Origin of the sequence: Arthrobacter sp. PvP103, from assembly GCF_017833075.1 — a bacterium.
Classification (GTDB): domain Bacteria; phylum Actinomycetota; class Actinomycetes; order Actinomycetales; family Micrococcaceae; genus Arthrobacter.
In genome coordinates this window covers 3377869-3403575 of the sequence record NZ_JAFIBQ010000001.1, presented here as the reverse complement: position 1 = coordinate 3403575, position 25707 = coordinate 3377869, and the positions used below count along the sequence as shown (strand labels likewise).

21 protein-coding genes are annotated in these 25707 nt (G+C 65.3%); 8 read left to right on the top strand and 13 right to left on the bottom strand.

The annotated features are described in order from the left end of the window. Window positions 1-32: 32 nt before the first annotated feature. The 5 genes from JOE41_RS15710 to JOE41_RS15690 form a co-directional block, all read right to left on the bottom strand. On the bottom strand, window positions 33-1679 hold the full coding sequence (locus tag JOE41_RS15710; protein WP_209752878.1) for an extracellular solute-binding protein: 1647 nt from the start codon (window positions 1677-1679) through the stop codon (window positions 33-35). A 6-nt stretch (window positions 1680-1685) separates the two neighbouring features. Then, the gene (locus tag JOE41_RS15705) at window positions 1686-2555 is read right to left on the bottom strand and encodes a carbohydrate ABC transporter permease (protein ID WP_209748581.1); all 870 of its coding nucleotides are present in this window, start codon (window positions 2553-2555) and stop codon (window positions 1686-1688) included. A gap of 83 nt (window positions 2556-2638) precedes the next feature. Further along, complete coding sequence (locus JOE41_RS15700; RefSeq protein ID WP_209752877.1) at window positions 2639-3619, bottom strand: sugar ABC transporter permease; 981 nt, start codon at window positions 3617-3619, stop codon at window positions 2639-2641. A 12-nt stretch (window positions 3620-3631) separates the two neighbouring features. Next, entirely contained in the window at window positions 3632-5707 is a 2076-nt protein-coding gene (locus JOE41_RS15695) for a beta-galactosidase (RefSeq protein WP_209752876.1), read from the bottom strand. A 380-nt stretch (window positions 5708-6087) separates the two neighbouring features. After that, entirely contained in the window at window positions 6088-6441 is a 354-nt protein-coding gene (locus JOE41_RS15690) for a GNAT family N-acetyltransferase (protein ID WP_209752875.1), read from the bottom strand. 77 nt (window positions 6442-6518) lie between these two features. Here JOE41_RS15690 and JOE41_RS15685 point away from each other — a divergent pair, with 77 nt between their 5' ends. Both JOE41_RS15685 and JOE41_RS15680 read left to right on the top strand, forming a co-directional pair. Further along, window positions 6519-6878 (top strand): DUF6457 domain-containing protein, encoded by a 360-nt coding sequence (locus JOE41_RS15685; RefSeq protein ID WP_209752874.1) that lies wholly within the window; start codon window positions 6519-6521, stop codon window positions 6876-6878. Between the two features lie 69 nt (window positions 6879-6947). After that, window positions 6948-8144 carry a TerC family protein gene (locus JOE41_RS15680; RefSeq protein WP_011690783.1) on the top strand — a complete coding sequence of 399 codons (1197 nt, stop codon included), beginning with the start codon at window positions 6948-6950 and terminating at the stop codon, window positions 8142-8144. A 33-nt stretch (window positions 8145-8177) separates the two neighbouring features. Here the strand turns inward: JOE41_RS15680 and JOE41_RS15675 are convergent, their stop codons facing one another. The 4 genes from JOE41_RS15675 to JOE41_RS15660 form a co-directional block, all read right to left on the bottom strand. After that, window positions 8178-8483: an acylphosphatase gene (locus tag JOE41_RS15675; RefSeq protein ID WP_245200732.1), complete on the bottom strand. Its 306-nt coding sequence runs from the start codon at window positions 8481-8483 to the stop codon at window positions 8178-8180. A 50-nt stretch (window positions 8484-8533) separates the two neighbouring features. After that, entirely contained in the window at window positions 8534-9394 is an 861-nt protein-coding gene (locus tag JOE41_RS15670; RefSeq protein WP_209752872.1) for a hypothetical protein, read from the bottom strand. Between the two features lie 137 nt (window positions 9395-9531). Beyond that, the gene (locus JOE41_RS15665; protein ID WP_209752871.1) at window positions 9532-10416 is read right to left on the bottom strand and encodes a hypothetical protein; all 885 of its coding nucleotides are present in this window, start codon (window positions 10414-10416) and stop codon (window positions 9532-9534) included. A gap of 141 nt (window positions 10417-10557) precedes the next feature. Then, window positions 10558-11292, bottom strand: coding sequence for a hypothetical protein (locus JOE41_RS15660; RefSeq protein ID WP_011690779.1), 735 nt, complete (start codon window positions 11290-11292; stop codon window positions 10558-10560). Window positions 11293-11452: 160 nt separating this feature from the next. Between JOE41_RS15660 and JOE41_RS15655 the strand changes: the two genes are divergently transcribed. Together JOE41_RS15655 and JOE41_RS15650 are read left to right on the top strand one after the other, a co-directional pair. Next, window positions 11453-12688, top strand: coding sequence for a mechanosensitive ion channel family protein (locus JOE41_RS15655; protein ID WP_245200731.1), 1236 nt, complete (start codon window positions 11453-11455; stop codon window positions 12686-12688). Window positions 12689-12832: 144 nt separating this feature from the next. Then, window positions 12833-14701, top strand: coding sequence for an alpha-glucosidase (locus JOE41_RS15650; protein ID WP_209752870.1), 1869 nt, complete (start codon window positions 12833-12835; stop codon window positions 14699-14701). A 301-nt stretch (window positions 14702-15002) separates the two neighbouring features. On the opposite strand, the gene JOE41_RS15645 is transcribed toward JOE41_RS15650, so the two are convergent. Together JOE41_RS15645 and JOE41_RS15640 are read right to left on the bottom strand one after the other, a co-directional pair. Next, entirely contained in the window at window positions 15003-15797 is a 795-nt protein-coding gene (locus JOE41_RS15645; protein WP_011690776.1) for an alpha/beta fold hydrolase, read from the bottom strand. 118 nt (window positions 15798-15915) lie between these two features. Beyond that, window positions 15916-16806 carry a glycosidase gene (locus JOE41_RS15640; protein WP_209752869.1) on the bottom strand — a complete coding sequence of 297 codons (891 nt, stop codon included), beginning with the start codon at window positions 16804-16806 and terminating at the stop codon, window positions 15916-15918. A gap of 312 nt (window positions 16807-17118) precedes the next feature. Between JOE41_RS15640 and JOE41_RS15635 the strand changes: the two genes are divergently transcribed. Together JOE41_RS15635 and JOE41_RS15630 are read left to right on the top strand one after the other, a co-directional pair. Beyond that, complete coding sequence (locus tag JOE41_RS15635; RefSeq protein WP_011690774.1) at window positions 17119-18093, top strand: aldo/keto reductase; 975 nt, start codon at window positions 17119-17121, stop codon at window positions 18091-18093. A gap of 57 nt (window positions 18094-18150) precedes the next feature. Next, window positions 18151-18468 carry a DUF6457 domain-containing protein gene (locus JOE41_RS15630; RefSeq protein WP_209752868.1) on the top strand — a complete coding sequence of 106 codons (318 nt, stop codon included), beginning with the start codon at window positions 18151-18153 and terminating at the stop codon, window positions 18466-18468. On the opposite strand, the gene JOE41_RS15625 is transcribed toward JOE41_RS15630, so the two are convergent. After that, window positions 18469-20766: an FdhF/YdeP family oxidoreductase gene (locus tag JOE41_RS15625; protein WP_209752867.1), complete on the bottom strand. Its 2298-nt coding sequence runs from the start codon at window positions 20764-20766 to the stop codon at window positions 18469-18471. 128 nt (window positions 20767-20894) lie between these two features. Beyond that, window positions 20895-22031: an adenosine deaminase gene (locus JOE41_RS15620; protein ID WP_245200730.1), complete on the bottom strand. Its 1137-nt coding sequence runs from the start codon at window positions 22029-22031 to the stop codon at window positions 20895-20897. 48 nt (window positions 22032-22079) lie between these two features. On the opposite strand from JOE41_RS15620, the gene JOE41_RS15615 reads away from it, so the two are divergent. Both JOE41_RS15615 and JOE41_RS15610 read left to right on the top strand, forming a co-directional pair. Further along, entirely contained in the window at window positions 22080-24662 is a 2583-nt protein-coding gene (locus tag JOE41_RS15615) for an excinuclease ABC subunit UvrA (protein WP_209752866.1), read from the top strand. A gap of 256 nt (window positions 24663-24918) precedes the next feature. Further along, window positions 24919-25614: a transglycosylase family protein gene (locus JOE41_RS15610; protein ID WP_245200729.1), complete on the top strand. Its 696-nt coding sequence runs from the start codon at window positions 24919-24921 to the stop codon at window positions 25612-25614. Window positions 25615-25707: the final 93 nt, after the last annotated feature.

Genomic DNA, 25707 nt, shown 5'->3' with positions numbered 1-25707 from the left:
GAACCCGCGCTCAACCCGCCGTCGGCCGTTGGCTATTTCTTGTCCGCGTAGGCCTTGTACGCCTTGTTCGCCAGTTCAACGTACTTGGACCGCCCCTTTCCGTCGAGTTCCTTAACGTAGGCGTCGAATTCGCTCAGGTTGCGCTGGCCGGTGATGAATTTCAGGGTGTTCTGCTTGACGTGGTCCTTGAGCGGAGTCAGCACCAGGGTGGCCTGCTCACGGTCCGCGTCGCTGAACGGTACCGGCGGGGCCACAGCCCTGGGCTTTTTGCTCTTCATGGCCTTCTGGAATGACAACTCTTCCTCGTTGAACGTGGATTGCAGCAGGTCCGTGGTGCCACCATAGGCAAAGTTGCCCCCGGAGAAGCCGTAGTCCACGCGGAGGTCCTTGGTCCCGGCCGGGTTGAGGCCCTGGAAGTTAACGTTCGGCGCCGGCTTCCGCTTGCCGCCCTCCTTGGTGAACGTGGTGCCCTCCACGCCCCACTTGGAGAATTCCTGGCCGGCGTCGCTGTAGAAAAGCCAGTCAATGAACTGGATCAGCGCCACGAAGTTGTCCTTCTCGGCTACGGAGGAGTTGAGCATGATGCCGTTCTCCAGGCGCGAGCCGCCGATCACGTCGCCCGCCGGACCGCCCGGAACGGTGATCTTGCGGACCGCGAACTTGCCCTTGCCCAGGGACTGCTCCATGGACGTCCGGTACGTGATGATGTTCTGCGAGTTCGCGCTGATCACAAAAGACTTGCCCGACGTGAACTTCTGGATGGCGGAGTCGTCCGTCTGGGTGAAGCTCTCCGGGTCCATCAGCCCCTCGGACACGAGCGAGTTGAAGTACGTGACCAGTTCCTTGAACTGCTGGGAACCGGCACCGAAACTGAACTTCTTGTCCTTTTCGTCAAACACGAGTCCGTCCACCAGGCCCCAGCCGGCCACCGTGCCGAACGCCGTACCGGCGATGTTCAGCACGCTGTTTCCGTTGAAGCGGTCAGAGAAAGGCACGACGTCGGGATAGGCCTTCTTGAGCGACCGCAGGACTTCACGGAATTCGTCCCAGGTCTTGGGTTCCGCAATGCCCTCCTTCTCCAGGATGTCGGTCCGGAACGCCAGCGTGTAGTCCGGCCACAGTTCTTCGTGCAGGCCCGGCAGCACATAGTACTTTCCGTCCTCCTGGGTGAGGCCCGCGATCTCCGGCTCCAGCTTCCACTTCTTGACCTTGTCCTGGTAGTGCGGCATGAGGTCCACGTAGTCGCTGACCGGCAGCACGGCCCCGGAGGACACGTAGGCGGATTCCTGGCCGGGATAGGTCTTGGCGATGATCTCCGGGGCGTTGCCCGAGCTGATGAGCAGGCTGCGCTTCTGTTCGTAGTCGCTGCTGGGGACGATGGTGGCGTCCAGGGTGACGTTGGTGTCCTCGGCGAGCTTGGTGAAGAACAGCCAGTCCTTTTTGTAGGGGTACGTGGGCTGGTCGCTGAAGAGGAAGCTGAACGTCAGCGGCGCCGTCGCCTTGAACGTGTCCCCAACGCCAAAGCTGTCCATGGCGCCCGTGCGGGACTTGGAAGTGTCCACTTCAGGTGCCTCGGAATCACAGCTGGTGAGCATAAGGCCGATGGTGACAACGGACGCAAGGCCGAGGAAGTCTCGTCTACGGAGCTCTCGTTTAGGGATCATTGGATGTCCTTTCATAAGGGGTTATTCCTTGACGGAACCGAGCATGACGCCCGAAAAGAAGTACTTCTGGACAAAGGGGTAGACACACAGGATGGGGATGACGGTAAGGACGATGGTGACCGACTGGATGTTGGCGGCGATCTGGCCCACGTTTTCCACGGTGCCGCCGGCGGAGCCTGCAGTGGTGACGCCGGCGATCATGTTGCGCAGGTAGATGGTGACCGGGAACAGTTCGGGCTTGTCCAGGTAAAGGAACGCCTGAAACCACGAGTTCCAGTTGGCCACGGCGTAGAACAGGACCATGGTGGCCACGATGGCCTTGCTGAGTGGCAGGACCACCTTGAACAGCACGCCGTACTGGGTGAGCCCGTCGATCGCTGCGGCCTCCTCCAGTTCGCGGGGCATGTTCTCGAAGAAGGACTTCATGATCAGCAGGTTGAAGACGCTGATGGCATTGGGCAGCACCACGGCCCAGATGGAATCCCGCATCCCCAGCGAGCTGATGAGCACGTAGTTGGGAATCAGGCCGCCGTTGAAGAACATGGTGAACACCGCAATGCCGATGAAGAAACTGCGGCCCTTGAGGTCCTTCTTGGCGATGGCGTAAGCGAACGTGGTGGTCAGGACCATGGAGATGGCCGTTGCCACCACCGTGTACAGGACCGTGTTGCCGTAGTTGTTCCAGAACGTGGAGTCCGCCAGGATCAGCTTGTACGTCTCCACGTTGAAGCCACGGGGGAACAGGTTGACCTGCCCGGAGTTGATGAAGCCCTCGCTGGAGAAGGACTGGGCAATGATGTTCAGGAACGGGTACATCGTCAGGAACACCACAGCCAGCAGGAACACCAGGTTGAAGATCCGGAAGACCTTCATGCCGGTTGATTGCTTCATGTCCTTGAGCAGGACGCCGGTTTCCTTTTTGGCTGCCGTGAAACCGGCCCGGTTCAGGAGTTTTCCCTCCATGTTTATCCCTTTCACCACAGGCTCGTTCCGGCCAGACGCTTGGATATCGCGTTCGCGGAGAGGATCAGCGTGAGGCCGATGACGGATTCGAACATTCCGATGGCGGCCGCGTAGCTGAAGTTGCTTGATTCCAGGCCCACCCGGTACAGGTAGGTGGAGATGACATCCGATGTTTCGTAGTTGAGCGGGTTGTAGATGAGCAGGATCTTCTCGAAGCCCACAGCCATGAAGGTGCCGATGTTCAGGATCAGGAGCGTAATGATGGTGGGCCGGATGGCAGGCAGTGTCACGTGCCAGGTCTGCTGCCAGCGGTTGGCGCCGTCGATCCTGGCCGCTTCGTAGAGCGATTCATCCACCCGGGTCAGCGCGGCGAGATAGAGGATGGCGCCCCAGCCCATGGTCTGCCACACCTCGGAGCTGATGTACATGGGCCGGAACCAGCCGGCGTCTTGGGTGAAGTTCACCGTGGTGCCGAACAGCGTGCCGGCGATCTGGTTCACCGTTCCCGTCATGGAAAAGTTCTGCAGGATCATGCCGGCGATGATCACTACCGACATGAAATGCGGCAGGTATGCCACGGTCTGGACGAACTTCTTAAACTTCTGCGAGCGCAGTTCGTTCAGCATCAGCGCGAAGATGATGGGCATCGGGAAGCAGAACAGCAGCGTCAGCACGCCCAGGATGATGGTGTTCTGGAACGCCTGCCAGAAACTGGGATCGTTGATGAACAGGGTGACGTACTTCAGCCCCACCCATTTCTCGCCAAAGATGCTGCCGCCGGGCTGGAACTGCCGGAACGCGATCACGTTGCCGGCCATGGGCAGGTAGCGGAAGACTGCGAAGTACAGCAATGGGAGCGCTAACAGGGTATAAAGGCGCCAGTCCCGCTTGAGCGCCAGCTTCCAGCCGCCCGGTTTGGTCCTGGGCTTGCCGCTCTTTCCGGGCCCCGCGGCCGGGATCGCTTCCGGTGGAGCTTCCAATCTGATTGCCATGGCGTTACCTGCCTATCGTGAGGTTTCGTCGGCGGCGTCTGCTGTTGCGCCGGATTCTTGAAGCACCAGCACTCCGTTGGCGGCGAGCTCCACGGACCCTTCAACCGGACGGCCGCTGAGCCGGTCGGTTCCGCCGCGGCCGACGTCGACATTGACCGGTGCGTCGTTGTGGTTCAGCACCAGCAGGAAGCTGCTGTCCTTGCCAGAACGACGGCGGACCTGGACTCCCGGTGGGGCGGCCAGTTCCGGATGGACCCCCGACGCCTCGCGCTCGGTCGCAAGCAGGGCTTCCAGGAACGTGTCGTCCACCCGCGCGGACAGGTAGACCGCCGTACCCTTCCCGAACGAGTTGCGGGTGACAGCCGGCGATCCTGCGAGCCGGCCGGACTCGTACGTGGCCAGCACCTCCGCCGTCTCGGTATGCACGTGCTCCGTCCAGTAACTGGCGGAGGCGGTGCCGCCGTCGGCCGTTTCGAGTTTCACTTCCTCACCCTCCCCCGCGAGCGGGTGCATTTCCTCGCTCCAGGCGCCGAGCACTTTACGGAGGGCGCCCGGATAACCGCCCAGTCGGATGGTGTTGGACTCGTCAACGATGCCGGAAAGGTAGCTGACCACGAGGCGGCCGCCGTCGGACACGTAATCCTCGAACCGCCGCGCGGCGGCGTCGGTGAGCAGGTAGGTGGCTGGAAGGATCACCAGGCTGTACGTGGAGAGGTCGCTCCTGCCGTCCACGAAGTCCACGGTGATGTTGGCGTCAAACAACGGCCGGTAGAAGCGGAGGACCTCCTGGGCGTAGTTCAGGTCCGACCGGGGAGAGTTGCCCAGCTCCAGGGCCCACCAGCAGTCCCAGTCGAAAACGATGGCCGCTTTTGCGGTGGAGCGGGTGCCTGTGATGGTGCCGAGCTCCTTGAGTTCGTTGCCCAGCTGGGTGACTTCGCGGAAAATCCGGGTGTTGGGGCCGGCGTGGTTCACCATGCCGGAGTGGTAGCGTTCCGTGCCGCCCCGGGCCTGGCGCCACTGGAAGAACAGGATGGCATCCGCGCCCTGGGCGATGGCCTGGTAGGAGCCCAGGCGCATCTTGCCGGGCAGTTTGGACACATTCACCGACCACTGGCTGACAGCGCCGGTGGCCTGCTCCATGACCATCCACGGCTGGCCTCCGCGTAGCGACCGCATGAGGTCGAAGTTCAGGGCGGCGGCCACGTGGGCGTCGGATTCGCGGGGGTCCGGGTAGATGTCCAGGGCTGCGGCATCCTCTTCGGCGGCCCAGGCCCAGTAGTCGTTGGTCTTGTAGAAGCGCATGAAGTTGGTGACGATGGGCAGGTCCGGAGTGTGGCGGCGCAGGATGTCCCGCTCGGCCTTGTAGTGCTCCAGCATGCTGTGGGACGTGAACCGGTGGTAGTCCAGCCGCCGGGTGGGATTGGACCAGGTCCGGGGCTGGGCCGGTGCGCCCACCTGATTCCAGTCCGAATAGACCTGGCCCCAGACGTCGGTACTCCACGCCTGGTTGAGTTCCGCCAGCGAGGGATACTTCGCCTGCAGCCATGCGCGGAAGGCCTTGTCCGCCCAGGGGCCGTAGGAGACGGGGCCATACTCGTTGCCCACATGCCACATCATCAGGGCGGGGTGCTTGGCGTAGTGCTCCCCCATCCGCTCCGCGATGGCCAGGGCCTTTTCGCGGTAGACGGGGTGGGAGACATCAAAGTGCTGCCGTGAACCAAACCCGAACGTGGTGCCGTCTGTGAGCACCGGCAGGATGTCCGGGTGCCGGGCGATCAGCCACGCCGGCGGGACCGCGTCCGGGGTGGCCAGGTCCACACCGATGCCGTGCTGGTGCATGAGGTCCATCACGTCATCCAGCCACCCGAAATCATAGACTCCGTCCGCAGTTTCCAGCCGGCTCCAGGAGAAGACGGCCAGGGTGACGAGATTGACGCCGGCTTCTTTCATGAGGCGGACATCTTCAAGCCACACCTCGCGGGGCCACTGCTCCGGGTTGTAGTCCCCGCCGTAGGCAATGCCGCCCAGGCGTTCATGCATGCGCCGGAGCCGCTCCTCGGCCGTGCGCGCGTCTGTGCTGATGGTCATCTTTGTCCTTTGCTTGGCGCTTCCGCCGCACGATTCCCCACCATGCGACCTGCATCACATGTAGAAACTATCGTAAAGTTTACGCAACCACAATGACCAGTCAGAAGAAGACCGGAGTTTGGCACTCCATGGATTGCCGCCATTACGGGGATTCCCGAGCAATCAGGCGCAGATACCGCGGCAGGGATGCACCTACTGGCTTCCATGGCGGGTTGTTGTTTCTGATCATCTATGGAAACTATCGGGACGTCTCGCTTTGCGCGCACGCCAGAGCGAGGCATCACTAAATGGCAGGCCCCTCCCGCCAAACCGTGGCTATGGAAAGCACCGCCGGCGTTGCCGCGCGGGCCCAGCCCCGCCTAACGCTGGCGCTGCGCCGGCTAAGCCCGGGCGCGCGCCGCGAGCGCCGCGCTGAGGAACTCCAGATGGGCCGGCGTCGTCGCTACGGTGCCGGCGGCGTACTCCGGGTGCTTGGTGAGGAACTTCTTGATGTAAGGGCACACCGGCACAATGGCCAGCCCGGCGGCCACGGTCTCGTCCAGGGCAACGGTGGCGAGCTTGCCTGCGAGCCCCTGGCCGCCGTATTCCTCGTTGATCACTGTGTGGTAGAAAATCCGCTGCGGCGAGACGCCGGCGTCGTACGTCTTGTACGCGGCCTTCCCGATCACGTTGCCGGCAACAAGCACTTCAAAGCGCTCACGGTCCGGGTTATGGCGGATAGTCACATCAGTCATCGGGAACTCCTTGATAGCGTCTCTCGCTACAGCCTAACCTCGAGGCATCTGCCGTTATTTCCGACCGAGGAGCGAACATGCCCGCCACCGACGACGAAGCACAGATCCTGGACCAGTGGAGCCACCGGCTGGCCCACGCACTGCAGCTCCTCGACCTCGACTTCGACCGCGAACTGATCCTTGACCTGGCCGGGGAATCCGCACGGTCCGTCACCCACGCAGCGGCCCCGATCACGGCGCTGATGGTGGGCTACGCTGCGGGTCTCGCCGCCGGCGCGAGAAGCACGGGCACCGCAGGCACAGCCACCGGAAGCGGGGGTTCCAAGGAGGATTCCGCTGCGGCTGTCGCCCAGGCTGCCGCCGTGGCTTTCCGGCTGTGCGAGGACGGAGCCGACGGAGGCCCGTCCGGCAAAGGCTGGGCCGACACCGCCCAGTAAGCCGACACCGCCCGGCAACAACCGCCCGGTAGGGTTGTTATCAACCCCACCGACTGGAAGGCACGCAGCATGCAGGTCCCCCTTTACGTATGGATACTGACCATCGTCGGCATCGTGGGCCTGCTGGCCTTCGACTTCTTTTTCCACGTCCGCAAGGCGCACTCCCCCAAGCTCAAAGAGTCGGCCACGTGGTCGGCGATCTACGTGGGCCTGGCGCTCGTCTTTGGAATCGGCGTCCTGGTCTTCGGCGGACCCACCATGGGCACGGAATACTTCGCCGGCTACGTCACGGAGAAGGCCCTGTCCGTGGACAACCTCTTCGTATTCCTCATCATCATGGCCAGCTTCAAGGTCCCCCGGGCAGACCAGCAAAAGGTACTCCTGTTCGGCATTGTCTTTTCCCTGATCGCCCGCACCGGCTTCATCTTCCTGGGCGCCGCCCTGATCAACAGCTTCGCGTGGGTTTTCTACATCTTCGGCCTCATCCTGCTGATCACCGCCGGCAACCTGCTCAAGCCGGATTCGCACGACGACGACTCCGAGGGCCTGGTGGTCCGGCTCGCCAGGAAGTTCCTTCCGGCGTCGCAGCACTACGACGGCGACAAGCTTTTCACCGTGGAAAACGGCAAACGCGTCCTGACCCCCATGCTGCTGGTGATGGTGGCCATCGGCGGGACGGACATCCTGTTCGCACTGGACTCCATTCCGGCAATCTTCGGCCTGACCCAGAACGTCTTCGTCGTCTTCACCGCCACGGCATTCTCCCTCATGGGCCTGCGCCAGCTGTTCTTCCTCATCGATGAACTATTGGACCGCCTGATCTACCTCTCCTACGGCCTGGCCGCGATCCTCGGCTTCATCGGCGTCAAGCTCATCCTCCATGCGCTGCACGAAAACAACCTGCCGTTCATCAACGGCGGCGAACACGTGACCGTCGTCGAGATCAGCACCGGCCTCTCCCTGACCGTGATTATCGGCGTCCTGGTGGTCACCGTCCTTGCCTCGATCTACAGCCCCAAGGGCAAGGCGAAGAACATGGTCTCCGGTGCCAAGCGGCACGCCACAGAGTACGTGGACCTGAACTACGAGACGGGCATCGCCGAACGCGAGGAGATCTTCAACAAGATGGTGCGCGAGGAAGCAGAACTCAAGAAGCTTCCCGAAAAGTACAAGCGGCTCATCCGCGACGAGACCGAATTCATGGACCTGCTCAGGCAGGCCCACGCCGAGCACGACGAAGCCCTGCAGCGGGAAGGACTCACGTAGGGTCGGCCGCCGGCCCAGCCGCCGGCGTCCGGCTCAGTACACCACGTCGAAGCTGCTGAACTCCCCCGTCGCCGGCGACACCGACTCCTCCACGTGGTCCACGCGCCCCGGCGCGTCATCGGACCTCAGCCAGCGGCGGAACTCCAGCACTACCGATTGAGGACCTTCGACGACGACGGCGACCGTGCCGTCGTCCTCGTTCCTCACCGTTCCGGTCAGCGAGAGTTCCTCAGCCTTCCGCACGGTCCAGTACCGGAACCCGACGGCCTGGACCACACCTTCAACGCGCGCCCGCAGGCGGACGTCCTGCCCCGCATCCTGATCTGCAGCATCAGCCATGGTTCCAATGTAGTGCGGTGACAAGCGGTTTCGCTCCCTACCGGACAGGCTCAACCTGCCGGGGTTGTGTTGGCCGCATGCTTGGCTTTGCGGCGCCTGGAGCGCGACCACACGAGGATGGCGCCAATGGCTCCGATGAGCACCGGGATGGTTACGCCCAGCGGCTGCGCCCAGTCCTTCACCAGCGCGTTCAGCACATAGCCCAGTTCAATGTCTACCTGGATCTCCTCCCGGAACGTCTCCAGGCTCAGGTCCGGCCCGTCCTCCGCGGTGGCAAACAGTTGCAGGGTCAGGGTCTTCCGTCCCGCGTCCAGGGGCGTAATCCACCAGCGCCACTCCGCCACGCCCTGTTCCGGGACCAGCATCTCGCCGCTCGGGCTTCCGGCCCGTTCAATGGTCATGCCCGGGCCCGACAGGTCAGCCCGCATCTCTTCGCACACAATCGGCGCACGGGTTTGCACCGGGTTGGTTCCGGGGATGTTCTGCTGGTGGTCCACGCCGGGATCACCCATCGTGACGTGCAGGACGAATTCCCTGGTCTCGCCCTGGCGCATGGGCGACGGCGGCCTGAACGTCAGCTCACCCTGAATGCAGGCGACCAGGATCTCCTTGGCCCGCCTGGCCCGTTCGAAGGCGGTCGAGGTGGGGAGCGGCGGAGGCGTTGACGCTTCGCCCTCGGAAGACTGCGCTTCGCTCGGCGACTTGGTCGGGAATGGACCGGGCCCCGCTCCAGGTTTCCACCCCGTGGGCTCCCCCACGCTGCGAGTAGGTTCGCCCCCGGCTGATGGCCGCGGGGTGGTGCCGGTCGACGTTGGCTCCGCATTCGGGCCCGGGGTGCAGGCGCCCAGGCCCAGTACTACCGTGAGCACCAGACAGACGGCCACGCACAGCTCACCCAGGGCGGATGCCATAGCCTTTGCAGCGTTCGCAAGCCGCTGCTTCCCCAGTGCGTACATCAGAACCCCGACTACTGATAGAACCGAGTCCTGATTCGAGTCTGCTCGGGCGCACGGGGCCAGTCAAGGAGCCCCCGCAAGCCTGGGCCGCCTTAGCGCGCGGGCCGAAGCGAGGTGATCATCCGCCGGATGTTGCGGTACTCCCCCGTCTCCACGTACAACTTCGCCTTCTCCCAGTACGGAAGCGACGGGTCCCCGGGGGTGCTGTTGTTCGCGGGGTCGTAGCCTGCCCCGAACATCGCGCCGCTGGGCGGCCACCTGAACAGCAGAAAGATGGGGCACGCCAGCGTCCCGACTTCCTCCGGAATCATGGTGATGCCGTAGGCCGCGATGGTTTCAGCCGTCCGGGCCGGCGCCGAAGCGTCTCCCCTGGTCTCAAACATGAAGCGTGGCGCGTTTTCGTCCGGCACGCCTTTCTCAGCCAGGGCTGTCATGGGTTCGGAGTCCAGCACCGCAAACGGGTACTGCTGGACGCACTCCGAGCCGGTCACGATCCTGGTTTCCAGGACAGCCATCGGCTTCCCCGCCACGTTCAACACCTCCACGCGCACCCCGCCGAGCGGCGATTTCCCGGCCGGATCCTTGATGGTCCAGTCGCCCGGATAGTCGAACGTCAGGTCCCGGTCCGCCGTCGTAAACGTCTTCCAGCCTGAGGCGGTGGGCGACGGCAACCGGCTGGGGGACGTACCCGACGGCGCCGGTTCCGCCGGCGGCGCGCCCGCCGTCGCGCTTGGCGGGACGGCCGTACCGGTGGCCGACGCGGTGGCAGTGCCGGCGGCGGTTCCGCTCGCTGTTCCGGTCGACGCGGCGCTTGCGGAATCGCTTGATTCAGTTGCGGCCGCGGACCCCGGGCCAGGTGGAGCAGGGGACGGCCCGCAGGCCGCCAGGAGCACTGCGAGGCAGGCCCCCACAGCAGCTGTTGCACGGGAACGGGCCGGTCCAGATGATCCATAGCCGGGCGTCATTGATCGGCGCATGCAATCCTCCTCATACAGCTGAGGGATTAATTGTGGCCCTGCGGGTGGCGGCCTGCGCGGGGCGGGGCCAATCTGCCGCCAAAACGTTGCGCACCGCGGACTGTCCGCGGTGCGCAACGTTCTTCCGCTGGCCCTGGATCCCTAAGCGGGCCGCAGCGAGGTGATCATCTGCTTGATTTTCTTGTACTCCTGCGTGCCCATGTATACCTCGGGGGTGTCCACATGCATCTCGTTGCCGGGGGTGGTGTCGAAGGGGTCGTAGACGCCGCCGAACATGGCCCCGCTGGGCGGCCAGTTGAAGAAATGGAAGATGGGACACGCTTCCGCTCCGGTGGGTTCAGGCGCGGTCGTGATGCCGTACGCGAACACGGTCATCAGCTTGGGATCCGTGGCGGCGGTGTCCGTCCGGGTCTCGAACGTGTACCGCGGCACGGTGCCGTTCTGTTCCAGTGCCGGAAGGGGCTGCGACTCATAGACGCCGAACGGCTGTTTCACGGTGCATTCGGAGCCTGTGACCATGTTCGTCCGGAGCGACGCCAGGTTCTTGCCGTTGGCGTTGGTGATTTTCACGAACACGCCGCCGGCAGCTGCTTCCCCGGCCGCATCGGTGATCTTCCACTCCTCCGGATAATCAAACGTCAGCCCGTCGGCGGTGGTGTAAGACTTCCAGCCCGCCTCGGGGGTCGAGGAGGCTGAGGTTGAGGCAGTGGCGCTCGGCGATGCCGACGCGGTGGAGGTGGGGGAAGCCGTGGAGGTGGCGGCGGCCTCCGGGGAACTCGTCGACGGTGACGAGGCCGGCGGGCCGCAGGCTACCAGCAGGAAGGCGAGGCAGAGAGCCCCGGAAACTGCGATGGCCGGGGGTGCTGAGCGGTGCATCTGTTCTCCTGAATTTCATGAGACCGCGAATAATTCCTCAATTGTGGACCGGCGCCCGGCTTCGCCCTAGCAATAAATCCAATCGATGTCCAAATGTTATCGGCGCGCCGAGGGCCGGCTGGATTTCAGCGGTTCCCGGAAGCTTGATAGAGCTTAACCAATGCAAGAATTCCTCACCCCGGCAATGCCCTTCCTGGCCACGGCGCTCGCAGTAGCGGCTGGCCTGGTCCTCTCCTGGCTGATCCGTAAGACAGTCCTCCGGCTCAACCGCCGCCGCCCCGAGCTCCACGCCACCTCCCGAGTGGCGCGGCTTCCGTTGCGGCTGGCACTGTGCCTGATCGGCGTCCGAATCGCTCTGGTGCTGACCACGGACGACGGCGGGTGGCGGTCCGCCGTCGACCATCTCCTGTTGATCGCCCTCATGGGCGCCCTGGCCTGGCTCGCCATCGCCGTGCTGCTGATCGTGGAGGCACTGGTCCTTAGCCGCTACAGCGTGGACGTGGCGGACAACCGCCGGGCCCGGCGCCTGCGGACCCAGATGATCCTGGCTCGCCGGATCGGCGTCGCCCTCATCGTGGTGCTGGCGGCAGGCAGCGTGATGCTGACCTTCCCCGCCATCCAGGCGCTCGGCGCCGGGCTGCTTGCCTCCGCGGGCGTGATCTCCATCGTGGCAGGCCTCGCCGCCCAGACGTCGCTGGTGAACGTGTTCGCCGGCATGCAGCTGGCCTTCACCGACGCGATCCGGGTGGACGACGTGGTGGTGGTCCAGAAGGAGTGGGGCCGGATCGAGGAGATCACCCTGACCTACGTGGTGGTCCACATCTGGGATGACCGCAGGCTGATCCTGCCTTCCACGTACTTCACCACCACACCGTTCGAGAACTGGACCCGCCGCCAGTCCGAGGTGATGGGCACCGTGGAGTTCGACCTCGACTGGCGGGCTCCCATCGAGGAGATGCGTACCGAGCTCCGGACGGTGCTGGACGGAACGGAACTATGGGACGGCCGCGTGGGAATCCTGCAGATCACGGATGCCACCAACGGCTACGTCCGGGTGCGGATCCTGGTGAGCGCAGCGGACAGCGCAGCGCTCTTCGACCTGCGCTGCCTCATCCGCGAAGCCATGGTGACTTTCCTGCAGCAGGGCCATCCGGAGTCGTTGCCGCACGTGCGTTGGGAGCCGGTGCACCCCGCTCCCTCCCGCGACGCGCCCCGGCAACCCGCCGTGGAGTCCTTTGACCAGGGGCATCAGGGGCACGCCCGCCAGCAGTCCGGCCCGCAGGACTCCCAGCTCTTCACCGGCTCTGTTGAAGCCATCGAGCGGTCCCGCGCGTTCACCGGTCCTGGCGAGGACGTCTTCGAAGACCGCGACAAGACGCTCTCCGCGCGAAACTAGCGCCGCCGCCGGCTTCCCCGGATCCCCTGCTCTCCCCTGCTCCTCCGCTGCCGGATCAGGCCCTTTCCTGCCCGGCCGATCTGATCAATAATCAAACCGAGCCCCATCATCAGACCCGCCGCAAGCAACTGAGGAGACCAGGCCATGACCACCCACGCGGAGCCCGCAACGGAACCCCCTGTCAGTGCTGCGGAGGACAACGATGACGAGACAACCACGGACCCCGGCTGGTTCCATAAAGCGGTGGTCTACCAGATCTATCCGCGCAGCTTTGCGGACTCCGACGGCGACGGCATAGGCGACCTGCCGGGCATCATCAGCAAGCTGGACTACCTGCAGAAGCTGGGGGTGGACGTCGTCTGGCTCTCCCCCATCTACACCTCCCCGCAGGATGACAACGGCTACGACATCAGCAATTACCGCGACGTGGACCCCATCTTCGGCAGCCTGGCCGATCTGCAGCAGCTGACCGACGGGCTGCACGCGCGGGGCATGAAACTGGTGATGGACCTGGTGGTCAACCACACCTCGGACGAGCACCCGTGGTTCATCGAATCCCGCTCCTCCAAGGACAACCCCAAGCGCGACTGGTACTGGTGGCGGCCGCCCAGGCAGAGTCCCGTAGGCGGCGGCGGTGCAGAACCCAACAACTGGGGATCCGCGTTCTCCGGCCCGGCCTGGGAGTTTGACCAGGCCACCGGCGAGTACTACCTGCACCTGTTCTCCCGGAAGCAGCCGGACTTGAACTGGGAAAACCCGGAGGTCCGCGCAGCCGTCTACGACATGATGAACTGGTGGCTGGACCGCGGCGTGGACGGCTTCCGGATGGACGTCATCAACTTCATCTCCAAGGACACCTCCCTGCCGGACGGGCCGAAGGCCGAAGGGATGCTGTTTGGCGACGGCAGTCCGCACTTCATGTCCGGACCCCGGATCCACGAGTTCCTGCACGAAATGCACCTCGAAGTTTTCGCCGGCCGGGATAAGCCTCTGCTGACCGTGGGCGAGATGCCCGGCGTCACGGTGGAGGACGCCGTCCTGTTCACAGACCCTGCCCGGCGCGAGGTGGACATGGTGTTCCAGTTCGAGCACGTGGCGCTGGACCAGGAAGACGGCAACAAGTGGCGGCCCAGGAAGCTGCGGCTCACTGACTTGAAACAGTCCCTTGGCCGCTGGCAGGAAGCCTTGGCCGGGCGCGGCTGGAACAGCCTCTACTGGGGCAACCACGACCAGGCCCGTGCCGTGTCCCGCTTCGGCGACGACGGGCAGTACCGCGAACTGTCCGCCAAGATGCTGGCCGGCGTCCTGCACCTGCACCGAGGCACCCCGTATGTGTACCAGGGCGAGGAACTGGGCATGACCAACATGAGCTTCGGGGCCATCAGCGACTACCGCGACATCGAGGTGCTCAACCACCACCGCGAAGCCACCACCCACCTGGGCCACACCGACGCCGAAGTCCTGGCCGCCCTGGCGCCCCTGAACCGGGACAATGCCCGCACGCCCGTGCAGTGGGACGCCACCCGGCATGGCGGGTTCACCACGGGAGCGCCATGGATCGCCGTCAACCCGAACACCAGCCACATCAACGCCGCGGAACAGGAGGACAACCCGGACTCGGTGTTCAGTTTTTACCGCCAGGTCATCGCCCTGCGCCACGCCGAGCCCGTGGTGGCGGAAGGTGACTTCAGCATGCTGCTGCCGGACGACGAGCACGTGTACGCCTTCAGGCGGTCACTCCCGGGGTCTGCGGCTGGTGCGGCTGCCGGTGCCGCTGCGGCGCCGGGTGTGCAGCTGCTGGTACTGGGCAACTTCTCCGGGGAAGACCGGACCGTGGAACTCGATGGCGGCGGCTGGGGCGATGCCGAAGCCGGTGCGGATGAACCTGAACTTGGCCACTACCCGGCTGAGCTGATCCTGGGAAACTACCCGTCCGACGGAGCCGGGACACATGCTGAAATCACCCTCCGCCCCTGGGAGCTGAAGGTCTTCCGCCGGCAACACAACAACTGAAGCACCACCAGCAAGGCAAGGAGAGCATCATGACTATTCCACCGCTGCCGGAGCCGGATCCGTTCCCGCCGGAACCGGGGCCCACCGGACCGCCTGACCCGGACAACCCGTTCCCTCCCAGCAGGCCGGACCCCACGGAGCCCCGCCCGCATCCGGGACCGGAGCCGTCACCGACGCCAGGTCCGCTGCCGATCCCCGACCCGGGACCCATGCCGCCAGTGCCGCCTGCACCAAATCCGGACCCCACACGGTTCTAGGATTTCGACGGGCTCAATCTTTCGACGGGTTCAATTCGACGGGCTCAATCGCCGATGCCGTGCAGGAACCGGCGCACTTCGCTGTTGAACGCCTCCGGCGTCTCCGCTGCCACCATATGTCCGACGCCGGGAATCACCACGAGCTCTGAACCGGGAATCTGTCGGTGCATGTCACGCGCCACCGCCAGGGGCGACCGCACGTCTTCCTCCCCGTAGAGGAGCAGGGTGGGGACGCTGATGGTAGGCAGCACGTCACGATAATCGGCATGACCGCTAGCGCTCAGCAGTGCCCGCATGCCGGCGGGGTGGAAGTCAGCCATGATGTCACTCGCCTCTTGGACGACGGCGGGATCCGCGCGCGCCGTGAACAACGTGGGCATCCAGACGGGGATGAACTGTTCGGGCGGCTGGTCGAGCTCGGCCAGGATCTGCGCGTACCGGCGCTCGACTTCCTCCGGCGGTAGCGAGCCCGCCCAGCCGGCATACGCCGAAACAAGCAGCAGGGAAGCCGCCATGTTCGGGTGGCTCCGGTACAGCTCCAAGGCGACGCCCGATCCCCAGGACAGTCCGAGGACGTGCGGTTTCCGGGGTGATACCTCGCGAAGGAAGCCCGCGAGCGCGTCACCCAGTTCACGGCCGGAAAAGTCCGGCGGAGGATCGTCGGAGCGGCCGCAGCCCGGGGCGTCCCAGGCTATGACGGTGAACTCGCCGGACAGACCCTCCAGCTGCCGGCTCCAGACGCGGCTGTCCTCGTACGCACCGTGAAGGAGCACCAGCGGAGGACCCTGGCCCGCACGCTGGTAGCCGATTCGCAGTCCTGAAATCTCAACGGTGTCCATGCCGCACCGCTCCTAAGTGGAGCTGACCCTGATGGCTCTGATTCTAGGCCGATCAGGGTCAGCTGCCTACAGGAACAGCCGCACGCCCTGCTCTGTGCGGGGCCCTGCACAATGGGGGTTAGACCAGAGTGATGTCCCGGGTCCGGTGATCGTAGTTGAACGTGATCCGGCCGCCGGGGTGGTGGAGCTCGTGGTTGGCGCCATCAAATGCACCGAACGCACCGTAGTTCTCATCCCAGGAGCGGTTGAGCGCGATCTTGAAGCTGTAGTGCCCGGCCGGGAGGTCCGTGGTGAGCTTCCACAACTGGTCCACTGCATCCAGCTTCATCTGGGCCTCGTCGTACTGCGGCGCCCAGTTTGCCGGTGCTCCCAGCAGCACGTTGAAGTCGCCGGCGATGGCGACTGCTTCCGGCTGGTCGATCGATTCCACGCTGGGGACCTCTGCCTGGGTCTCCTCGCCGGGGGCCGGCGTGGCGGCAGCCTTGCGCGTACGCACAGCCTTCGCCACAGGTGCAACCGCCTCTTCGATCAGCTCGGCAGCCTTTTCGACCACCTTCGCTGCCTTGGAGGGCGCCTTTTTCTTCGGTGCAGCCTTGGGAGCTTTTGCGGCAGCGGCCTTCGGGGCCGCAGCCTTGGCGGGAAGCGATGTGGGTACGGGAACGTCCGCGGGAACCGGAGTTCCTTCCGCGAGTGCGGTGGCGAATGAGTCAGCATCCGGGAATGCCACCGTGGCGCGGAGGCCCTCCTCGGTGATGGTCCAGCCGCTGCGTCCCTTGACGAGCCAGCCGGCCTTGACGAGCTTGCTGGTGGCGGTGGTGAGGGCCTTGTGTCCCCGGGGAATGCCTCCGCTGAGCAGCTCACTTTCCTTCTCGTTCAGCGGTACCCGGACCGTGGCCTGGGCCAGGACCGCGCCCGCGCCGAGGGTCTCGCCCGACAGAACGCTTTCCGCGAGGATGTCGAGCACTGATTTGAGTCGAACAGTGGTGGTGTCTGCAATAGCCGTGGGCATATTTGTCCTTTCGAGCAGGTGATCACTCAGCATTTTGCCAGTGAACTGTAACCGGAGGCGACTATGGGCGTTAACAACGTGTGTCGTGACCGACTGTGACGCCGAATGCAGCACAAGTGATCCTAGGGTCTCAGCTGCGGGGCGAAAACATCGGGACTTTGGACCCGTTGACAAACAAGCGATACGACCCTCACGGGACCACCCGTTGTGGGTGCCGAGCGTACCTGCCTATAGTGGCGTCCTGCCTTTACTAAGCAATCTTCCGATGAAGCCACACCGCCAGTCCCGCCCTTCTTCTATGAGGAGACCAGCATGGAGACCCGCACGCTTGGCGCTTTGACCGTATCTGCCCTTGGACTCGGCTGCATGGGCATGAGCGAGTTCTACGGCACGGGCGATGACACCGAATCCGCCGCCACCATCCAGGCCTTCCTGGACGCGGGCGGAACACTGCTGGACACGGCCGATATGTACGGCCCCTTCACCAATGAGCAGCTCGTGGGCCGGGCCATCGCCGGGCGCCGGGCCGAGGTGGTCCTCGCCACCAAGTTCGGCAATGAGCGCCGTGAGGATGGCTCGTGGGTTGGCATCAACGGCCGTCCCGAATATGTGCGTGCTGCCTGCGACGCGAGCCTGCAGCGCCTCGGGGTGGACCACATCGACCTCTACTACCAGCACCGCGTGGACAAGACCGTGCCCATCGAGGAAACGGTGGGTGCCATGGCGGAACTGGTCCAGGCGGGTAAAGTCCGCTATCTGGGCCTCTCCGAGGCCAGCGCCGACACCATTCGCCGCGCCCACGCTGTGCACCCGATCACCGCACTGCAAACGGAATATTCCCTGTGGGAGCGCGAACCGGAGGCCAAGGTTTTCCCGCTGCTGGCGGAACTGGGCATCGGATTTGTGCCGTACAGCCCGCTGGGACGTGGCTTCCTGACCGGCCAGCTGCGCACGCCGGAGGACTTCGCTCCGGACGATTTCCGGCGCCACTCTCCCCGCTTCCAAGGCTCGAACTTCACGCGGAACCTCGAGCTGGTGGACCGGGTGAAGGAACTGGCTGATGAGAAGAAGTGCACCCCGGCACAACTGGCCCTGGCCTGGCTGCTCGCCCAGGGTGACCACATCGTCCCCATCCCCGGCACCAAGAAGCGCGAACGCCTCCAGGAAAACCTGGGTGCGCTCGACGTCGAGCTCTCTGCCCAGGACCTCAGCCGGCTCGATGAGCTGGCCCCCGCCGGGGCGGCGGCGGGAGCACGCTACCCGCACATGGATTCGATCGACGTGTGAGGCCGGCTCCCGCCGGCCTATACCGAGCGACCCCACGACCGCAATGAAGGAGACACAGTGACCGAACTCAATGAAGAAGACCTGGCCCTGGCCCAATGGAGCCGCCGGCTCTCCCATGCGCTGCAGATTCTGGATCTGGAGCTTGACCACGCGCTGATTCGCCGACTCGCCAAAGAATCCTCCGAGGCAGTCAACGACGGCGCCGGTCCGATCAGCGCGGTGGTGGTGGGCTATGCGGCAGGGCTGTCCGCGGCCAAGGGGAAGGCCAGCCCCAGCGAGGCCATCGAGTCGGCCACGGAGGTCGCCTTGAAGTTGTGCGAGCACGGAGCCGACGGCGGCCCGGACAGCGAAGGCTGGAGCGGCACCGCCCAATAGCTACGTGGTGCTGGGCTCCAACCGCACGATGACAGCCTTGGACACCGGAGTATTGCTGCCCTCGGCCACGCTTTCCAGCGGAACGAGCACGTTGGCTTCCGGATAGTAGGCCGCCGCGCACCCCCGGGCCGTGGGGTACGAGACCACACGGAACTTCCGGAGCACCCGCTTCACGTTGTCCTCGTATACGCCGTGGATGTCCACGTGCTGGCCATCGGACAGGCCCAGCTCGGCGATGTCCTCGGGGCTGACAAAGACCACGTCGCGGCCTTTCTTGATGCCCCGGTAGCGGTCGTCGTGGCCGTAAATGGTGGTGTTGAACTGGTCATGTGACCTCATGGACTGCAGGATCAGCGTGCCCGCCGGACGTTCCACGTGCTCCAGGTGGTTGACGGTGAGCATGGCCTTGCCCGTGGGCGTGGGGAACGTGCGCGAATCCCGGGGTCCGTTGGGGAGCACAAAGCCGCCCTTCTGGCGGATCTTCCGGTTGTAGTCCTCGCAGCCCGCCACCACATGGGAGATGTGGTCGCGGATGAGGTCGTAGTCGCGCTCGAACCCGGCCCAGTCGGCGTCGGTCTTCCCATCCAGGGTGGCGCGGGCCAGCCTGCTGATGATGGCCACTTCCGAGAGCAGATCCGGTGCCACGGGCCGTACCGTGCCATGGGAGGCGTGGACGGCGCAGACGGTGTCCTCCACCGACACGAATTGCGGGCCGGAGGCCTGCATGTCGATCTCGGTGCGTCCCATGGTGGGCAGGATCAGGGCTTCCTTGCCTGTCACCGTGTGGGAGCGGTTGAGCTTTGTGGAGATCTGCACCGTCATCTCTGTGTTCTCCATGGCGCCTTCGGCTGCCTGGGAGTCGGAGATGGCCCCCACCAGGTTGCCGCCGAGGCCCACGAAGACCTTGATGCCGCCGTCGCGCATCCTTCGGATGGTTTCCACGGCGTCTGCGCCGTGCTCCCGGGGCGGATCGAAGTTGAACTCCTTGCCCAAGGCATCCAGGAAGGCCGGTGGCATTTGTTCCCAGATGCCCATGGTGCGGTCGCCCTGGACGTTGCTGTGGCCGCGGATCGGGGACGCTCCTGCGCCGGGCTTGCCCATGTTTCCCCGCAGCAGCAGGAGGTTGATGATCTCCTTGATGGTGGCCACGCCCTTTTTGTGCTGCGTGATCCCCATGGCCCAGGTGATGATGACCTTCTCGGCCCTCAGGTAGCGTTCGGCAAGTTCATCGATTTCTTCGCGCCGCAGGCCGGTGGCCTCAAGCACTTCGCGCTCATCCAGTTCGGCGAGGTGCTCCTTGAGTTCCTCAAGCCCCTGGCAGTGCTCCTGGAGGAACTGGTGGTCCAGCACGCTGCCCGGGTTCCTGGCCTCGGCGTCGAGAACGCGCTTGGACACCGCCTGCAGGAGCGCCATGTCCCCGCCCAGCCGGATCTGCAGGAACTGGTCGGCAATCTGCGTGCCGTGCCCCACGATGCCCTTGACCTTCTGCGGGTTCTTATAGCGGCGCAGTCCGGCCTCGGGCAACGGGTTAACGGCAACGATCTCGCCGCCGGCTTCCTTGGCTTCCTCGAGGGCGGTGAGCATGCGCGGGTGGTTGGTGCCCGGGTTCTGCCCCATGATGATGATCAGGTCCGCCTGCGCGAAATCATCGTAGGAGATGGTGGCCTTGCCGATGCCGATGGTCTGGCCCATGCCCCAGCCGGAGGACTCATGGCACATGTTGGAGCAGTCCGGCAGGTTGTTGGTTCCGTATGCCCGCACGAACAACTGGTACAGGAAGGCGGCCTCGTTCGAAGTCCGGCCGCTAGTGTAGAACGCCGCCTCGTCGGGGCTCGCCAGGCTCTTCAGCTTGCCGCCCAGGATGGAGAAGGCTTCGTCCCAGCTGACAGGCCGGTAGTGGTCCTCCCCCGCCGGCTTGTACACCGGTTCGGTCAGCCGTCCCTGCATCCCGAGCCAGTATTCGGACATCCCCCGCAGTTCGCTGACCGGGTGCTCCGCCCAGAATTCCGCGGGGACAAGCACCGGGGTGGCCTCCCACGTGACAGCTTTGGCACCGTTCTCGCAGAACTCGAACGTCTTGCGGTGGCCGGGGTCCGGCCACGCGCAACTCATGCAGTCGAAGCCGTCCTTCTGGTTCAATGCCAGCAACGTCTTGCGGGACCGCTCGACGCCCATCTTCTCAATGGCGGGCTTCATGGAGTGGTAGACGCCGGGAAGACCCGCGGCCCAATCCTTTGGTTTGCCCACCTCAAGGTTGTTCTCGTCGGCTTCTTCCACGCGCGGGGTCTTCCGGGGCATGCTGCGCCCTCCTTGACTCGGACTTGCTACTCAGTGCTGCTTTGAACTGGTGTCCCCACGGACAGGACCTGTCCTCAGGATTAGCAGTTATGGGTGGACGCCGCAACCACTGGCAAGGCCGGCTGTGTTCAGGAGTAGCCGAGCTCCGCGAGGAGCTCCGTTTTGCGTTCCTCGTCCGCGAAGGAAGACCGGATGGAGTTGGAGGCCAGCCGGACCCGGTCGAACTCGGACAATCCCAAAACGGTCTGCAGCTGCACGAAGTTGTCGTCCACGTACCCGCCGAAGTAGGCGGGATCGTCCGAATTCACGCTGACGTTCAGTCCCGCGGCGAGCATTGCCGGAAGCGGGTGCTCGGCCAGGGTGTCCACGGCACGGAGGCGCACATTGGACAAGGGGCACACGGTCAGCGGCACGCGCTCCGCGACGAGGTGTTCCACCAGGTCGGGATCCTCCATGCAGCGGATGCCGTGATCGATCCGCTCCACGTCCAGCAGTTCCAGCGCATCGATGATGTACGACGGCGGGCCCTCCTCGCCGGCGTGCGCTATCCGGTGCAGGCCGGCTTCCTTCGCCCGGGCGAAGAGCCGTTCGAATTTGGCTGGAGGGTTGCCCACTTCGGCCGAGTCCAGGCCGATACCGGCAATGGGCGCGTTCATGGCCAGCAGCTGCTCCAGGACGTCGAGGGCCGCTTCCTCAGGCAGGTCGCGCAGGAACGCGGCGATGAGCAGGGTGGACACCCCGAACTCCTCCAAGGAATTCGCCAGCACGGACGCAACACCGTTCACGCAGGTCTGCAGCGGGACCCCGCGGGACACGTGGGCCTGAGGGTCCATCATGATTTCGGCGTGCCGCACTCCCGCGGCCGCTGCCCGCTCCAGGTACGCGCGGGTCATGTCCGCGAAGTCCTGCTCCGTCTGCAGAACGGCCATGTTGGCGTAGTACAGGTCCAGGAAGGACTGCAGGTCCGTGAACTCGTAGCGGGCGCGCAGCTCGTCCAGGTCCGCGTACGGCAGCCTGATGCCATTCCGTTCGGCAAGTGCGAAGATCAGCTCCGGCTCCAGGGTCCCCTCGATGTGAAGGTGCAGCTCCGCCACCGGCAGAAGTTTCACGGGAGCCTCGGCCGCGTCCTCTTCGGTGTCGGGTTGGGCCGCCACGGCCTCTTCGGTGCCGGGCTGGGCCGCTGTGGCCTGCTCGGGGGCGTGTGCAGGAGCATCGCTGAGTGCTGGCGCTCCGCCGGGTTCGGGCGCGCCGTCGTAAGTTTCCATCCGGTAAGGATATGCCCGCAGCGGCCGCGCACCGATAGAGTCGAACCAATGCAACATAACAAGCAGGCTTCCAATGTGCCCTTCCTGACTCCGGACCACCCCGCCGATGGATTCGTCCGGGTGCGCGGAGCCCGGGAAAACAACCTGCGCAACGTGGACGTCGACGTGCCCCGGGACGCCATCGTTGCGTTCACCGGCGTCTCCGGTTCAGGCAAGTCATCCCTCGCCTTCGGCACCATTTACGCGGAAGCCCAGCGCCGCTATTTCGAATCCGTCGCCCCGTATGCGCGGCGCCTCATCCAGCAGGGGCACAATCCCAAGGTGGAGATGATCACCGGGCTGCCTCCCGCCGTCGCGCTTCAACAACGGCGCGGTACGCCGAGCAGCCGGTCCACCGTGGGTACGGTGACCACGCTGTCCAACTCGCTGCGCATGCTGTTCTCGCGCGCCGGCACCTATCCGGACGGCAAGGCCCAGCTGGATTCGGACGCGTTTTCGCCTAACACGGCCGCCGGGGCCTGCCCCGTCTGCCACGGCCTGGGCATTGCCCATACGGTCAGCGAATCGTCCCTGGTACCTGACACCTCGCTGAGCATCGCCGACGGCGCCATTGCGGCCTGGCCGGGCGCATGGCAGGGCAAGAACCTCCGCGATATCCTCAGCCACCTCGGCTACGACGTCAACATCCCCTGGCGGAAGCTGCCCAAAAAGCACCGAGACTGGATCCTGTTCACCGAGGAACAGCCCGTGGTGGAGGTGACGCCGAAGCGGGACCGGGTGGCCAAACCCTACAAAGGCCGCTTCTGGAGCGCCAAGAGCTACGTGCTCCACACACTGGCGGACTCCAAAAGCGACACCATGCGCCAGCGCGTCCTCCGGTTCATGGAAACGGGACCGTGCGAGCGCTGCGGGGGCAGCGGGCTGACGCCCGACGCCCTGGCCGTGACCTTCGCCGGCCGCACCATCGCCGAGCTCAACGCCGTACCCATGACGGAACTGGCCGAGGTCATCCGGCCCACCAGCGAGCTCAAGGACGCCGGGACGGCCAGCAGGGCCGCTGCATCAGGCGAGACCAACGAAGTTGCCGTGGCCATCACCCGCGACCTCCTGCTGCGGATCACCGTGCTGCTGGAACTGGGCCTGGGCTACCTCGCCCTGGGCCGGGCCACGCCCACGCTCTCCCCCGGCGAGATGCAGCGGCTGCGGATCGCCACCCAGCTGCGCTCCGGGCTGTTCGGCGTGGTGTACGTGCTGGACGAGCCGTCCGCGGGGCTCCACCCCGCCGACGCCGAACCGCTGCAGGCTGTGCTCGAAGCGCTCAAGTCCTCCGGCAATTCGGTGTTCGTGGTGGAACACAACATGGACGTGGTCCGCCGCGCCGACTGGCTGGTTGACGTGGGCCCGCGCGCAGGCGAGGGCGGCGGCGAGATCCTCTACAGCGGCCCGGTTGCCGGGCTCGCCGAGGTGGAGTCGTCCGTCACCCGCCCCTTCCTGTTTCCGGACGGCGGCGCACAGGGCGACGGCGGTGCGCGCCGGGAGTCTGTGGTCAGGCAAGCGGACGGCTGGCTCGCGTTGAAAGGCATCAGCCGGCACAACCTGCGTGATCTCGATGCCGAGTTCCCGCTGGGCATCCTGACGGCGGTCACGGGCGTTTCCGGCTCGGGCAAGTCCACGCTGGTGAGCCAGGTCCTTGCCGAAGTAGTGGGGGCGCGGCTCCACCCGGAAGCGGTTGAGAATACGGCGGCTGCGGAGAAAACCCCCGAGGCCCTGGACGCCGGGGACGCCGGGTCCGGAGAACCGCTCATCGTTTCCGAAGCCGTGGCAGAAACCAGCGGAATGGAGCGGATCGACCGTCTGGTGCGCGTGGACCAGAAGCCGATCGGACGCACGCCGCGGTCCAACCTGGCCACGTACACCGGGCTGTTCGACGCAGTGCGCAAGGAATTCGCCGCCACCGAGCAGGCACGTGCCCGCCGCTTCGGCGCCGGACGGTTCTCCTTCAACGTGGCAGGCGGCCGCTGCGAAACCTGCCTGGGCGAAGGCTTCGTGGCTGTTGAGCTCCTCTTCCTCCCGGGCAGCTACGGCCCCTGCCCCGAGTGCGGGGGCTCGCGCTACAACCCGGAGACGCTGGAGGTGACCTACAGCGGCAAGAACGTGGCCGAAGTGCTTGCCATGACGGTGGACGCCGCCGCGGACTTCCTGGCTGGCATCCCGGCCGCTGCCCGCAGCCTGCAAACCTTGCGCGACGTTGGCCTGGGCTACCTCCGGCTGGGCCAGCCCGCCACTGAACTCTCGGGCGGCGAGGCACAGCGGATCAAGCTGGCCACGGAACTCCAGCGAGCGCGCCGCGGCCACACCCTCTACCTGCTGGACGAGCCCACCACGGGGCTCCACCCGGCAGACGTGCAGCTGCTCATGGCCCAGTTGCACGGCCTGGTGGACGCCGGAAACACGGTCATTGTGGTGGAACACGAGATGGACGTGGTGGCCGCCGCAGACTGGGTGATCGATCTCGGGCCTGCCGGTGGCGACGCCGGCGGTGAGATCGTGGCGTCCGGAACGCCTGCCGCCGTCGCACGTTCCGCCCGGAGCCGGACGGCGCCGTACCTGGCGACGGCGCTGGACCAATGATCGGCACCGGCAATCACGCCCGGCACGCACCAACACCGCGCCGGATATCTATTTCGATTTGATAACGCACCCACACTGTCCTAGCGTGGAACGTGATCCCGCCGAGCGGGACAACGAATGCCCGGTGCTGCCACCACCAGTTACTGCCCGGCCGGCAGACACCGTACATGACCTCTAGTTCGTCAGGGGCGGGCAGTGGCGCGACAACGTCCGGGGACGGACCGAGCGCAGGTGGCCCTCAGGAGCATCCACTTTCATGAACACTTCCACTCGCATGAACACCCCCATGGGCAAATCCAAACTGGGGACCGCCGCGCGCCGCGGAGTAACGCTGGCCGCAGTTTCCGCGGCAGGACTCGCGCTCTCCGCCACCGCCGCCAACGCGGCTGTGCCCACCGCAACGAGCACCAGCACCTGGGATGCCCTCGCCCAGTGCGAGAGCGGCGGCAACTGGAGCACCAACACCGGCAACGGCTTCAGCGGCGGACTCCAGTTCACCGACAGCACCTGGGCGGCCTACGGCGGCACCGGATCGGCGGCAAGCGCCACCCGCGAGCAGCAGATCGCCGTCGCCGAGAACGTCCAGGCCAGCCAGGGCTGGGGCGCATGGCCCGCCTGTGCAGCCAAACTGGGCCTGAGCGGCGGCGGCGGAGCACCCGCACCGAGCGTCCCGGTCACCCCGGCCCCCGCCGAGGTACCTGTACAGACCGCGCAGGCTCCCGTGCAGGCCGCTCCCGCTGCAGTGGTGCCCGCCCAGGCCGAACCCCGGCACGCCGCCCAGGTTCCGTTGAGCGGCGAAACCTACACGGTGGAGGCTGGCGACACCCTGAGCACCATCGCCGAGAAGCTGGACATCACCGGCGGCTGGCAGACCCTTGCCGATGCCAACACGGACACCATCGTGGATCCCGACCTGGTGCTTGAAGGACAGGTTCTGCAGCTACCTGCCTAAGGTTTAGGCAGAGAGCGTTAAACAACGACGCCGGAGCTTCCCTTGGCGGGGAGCTCCGGCGTCGTTGTTTCCTAGCGTCGTTGTTTCCTGAGT

Excerpts from the sequence above, each read along its gene's own strand:
- JOE41_RS15710 (WP_209752878.1), bottom strand. The coding sequence starts at position 1,679 with ATGAAAGGACATCCAATGATCCCTAAACGAGAGCTCCGTAGACGAGAC.
- JOE41_RS15705 (WP_209748581.1), bottom strand. The coding sequence starts at position 2,555 with ATGAAGCAATCAACCGGCATGAAGGTCTTCCGGATCTTCAACCTGGTG.
- JOE41_RS15700 (WP_209752877.1), bottom strand. The coding sequence starts at position 3,619 with ATGGCAATCAGATTGGAAGCTCCACCGGAAGCGATCCCGGCCGCGGGG.
- JOE41_RS15695 (WP_209752876.1), bottom strand. The coding sequence starts at position 5,707 with ATGACCATCAGCACAGACGCGCGCACGGCCGAGGAGCGGCTCCGGCGC.
- JOE41_RS15690 (WP_209752875.1), bottom strand. The coding sequence starts at position 6,441 with ATGACTGATGTGACTATCCGCCATAACCCGGACCGTGAGCGCTTTGAA.
- JOE41_RS15685 (WP_209752874.1), top strand. The coding sequence starts at position 6,519 with ATGCCCGCCACCGACGACGAAGCACAGATCCTGGACCAGTGGAGCCAC.
- JOE41_RS15680 (WP_011690783.1), top strand. The coding sequence starts at position 6,948 with ATGCAGGTCCCCCTTTACGTATGGATACTGACCATCGTCGGCATCGTG.
- JOE41_RS15675 (WP_245200732.1), bottom strand. The coding sequence starts at position 8,483 with ATGGCTGATGCTGCAGATCAGGATGCGGGGCAGGACGTCCGCCTGCGG.
- JOE41_RS15670 (WP_209752872.1), bottom strand. The coding sequence starts at position 9,394 with ATGGCATCCGCCCTGGGTGAGCTGTGCGTGGCCGTCTGTCTGGTGCTC.
- JOE41_RS15665 (WP_209752871.1), bottom strand. The coding sequence starts at position 10,416 with ATGCGCCGATCAATGACGCCCGGCTATGGATCATCTGGACCGGCCCGT.
- JOE41_RS15660 (WP_011690779.1), bottom strand. The coding sequence starts at position 11,292 with ATGCACCGCTCAGCACCCCCGGCCATCGCAGTTTCCGGGGCTCTCTGC.
- JOE41_RS15655 (WP_245200731.1), top strand. The coding sequence starts at position 11,453 with ATGCAAGAATTCCTCACCCCGGCAATGCCCTTCCTGGCCACGGCGCTC.
- JOE41_RS15650 (WP_209752870.1), top strand. The coding sequence starts at position 12,833 with ATGACCACCCACGCGGAGCCCGCAACGGAACCCCCTGTCAGTGCTGCG.
- JOE41_RS15645 (WP_011690776.1), bottom strand. The coding sequence starts at position 15,797 with ATGGACACCGTTGAGATTTCAGGACTGCGAATCGGCTACCAGCGTGCG.
- JOE41_RS15640 (WP_209752869.1), bottom strand. The coding sequence starts at position 16,806 with ATGCCCACGGCTATTGCAGACACCACCACTGTTCGACTCAAATCAGTG.
- JOE41_RS15635 (WP_011690774.1), top strand. The coding sequence starts at position 17,119 with ATGGAGACCCGCACGCTTGGCGCTTTGACCGTATCTGCCCTTGGACTC.
- JOE41_RS15625 (WP_209752867.1), bottom strand. The coding sequence starts at position 20,766 with ATGCCCCGGAAGACCCCGCGCGTGGAAGAAGCCGACGAGAACAACCTT.
- JOE41_RS15620 (WP_245200730.1), bottom strand. The coding sequence starts at position 22,031 with ATGGAAACTTACGACGGCGCGCCCGAACCCGGCGGAGCGCCAGCACTC.
- JOE41_RS15615 (WP_209752866.1), top strand. The coding sequence starts at position 22,080 with ATGCAACATAACAAGCAGGCTTCCAATGTGCCCTTCCTGACTCCGGAC.
- JOE41_RS15610 (WP_245200729.1), top strand. The coding sequence starts at position 24,919 with ATGAACACTTCCACTCGCATGAACACCCCCATGGGCAAATCCAAACTG.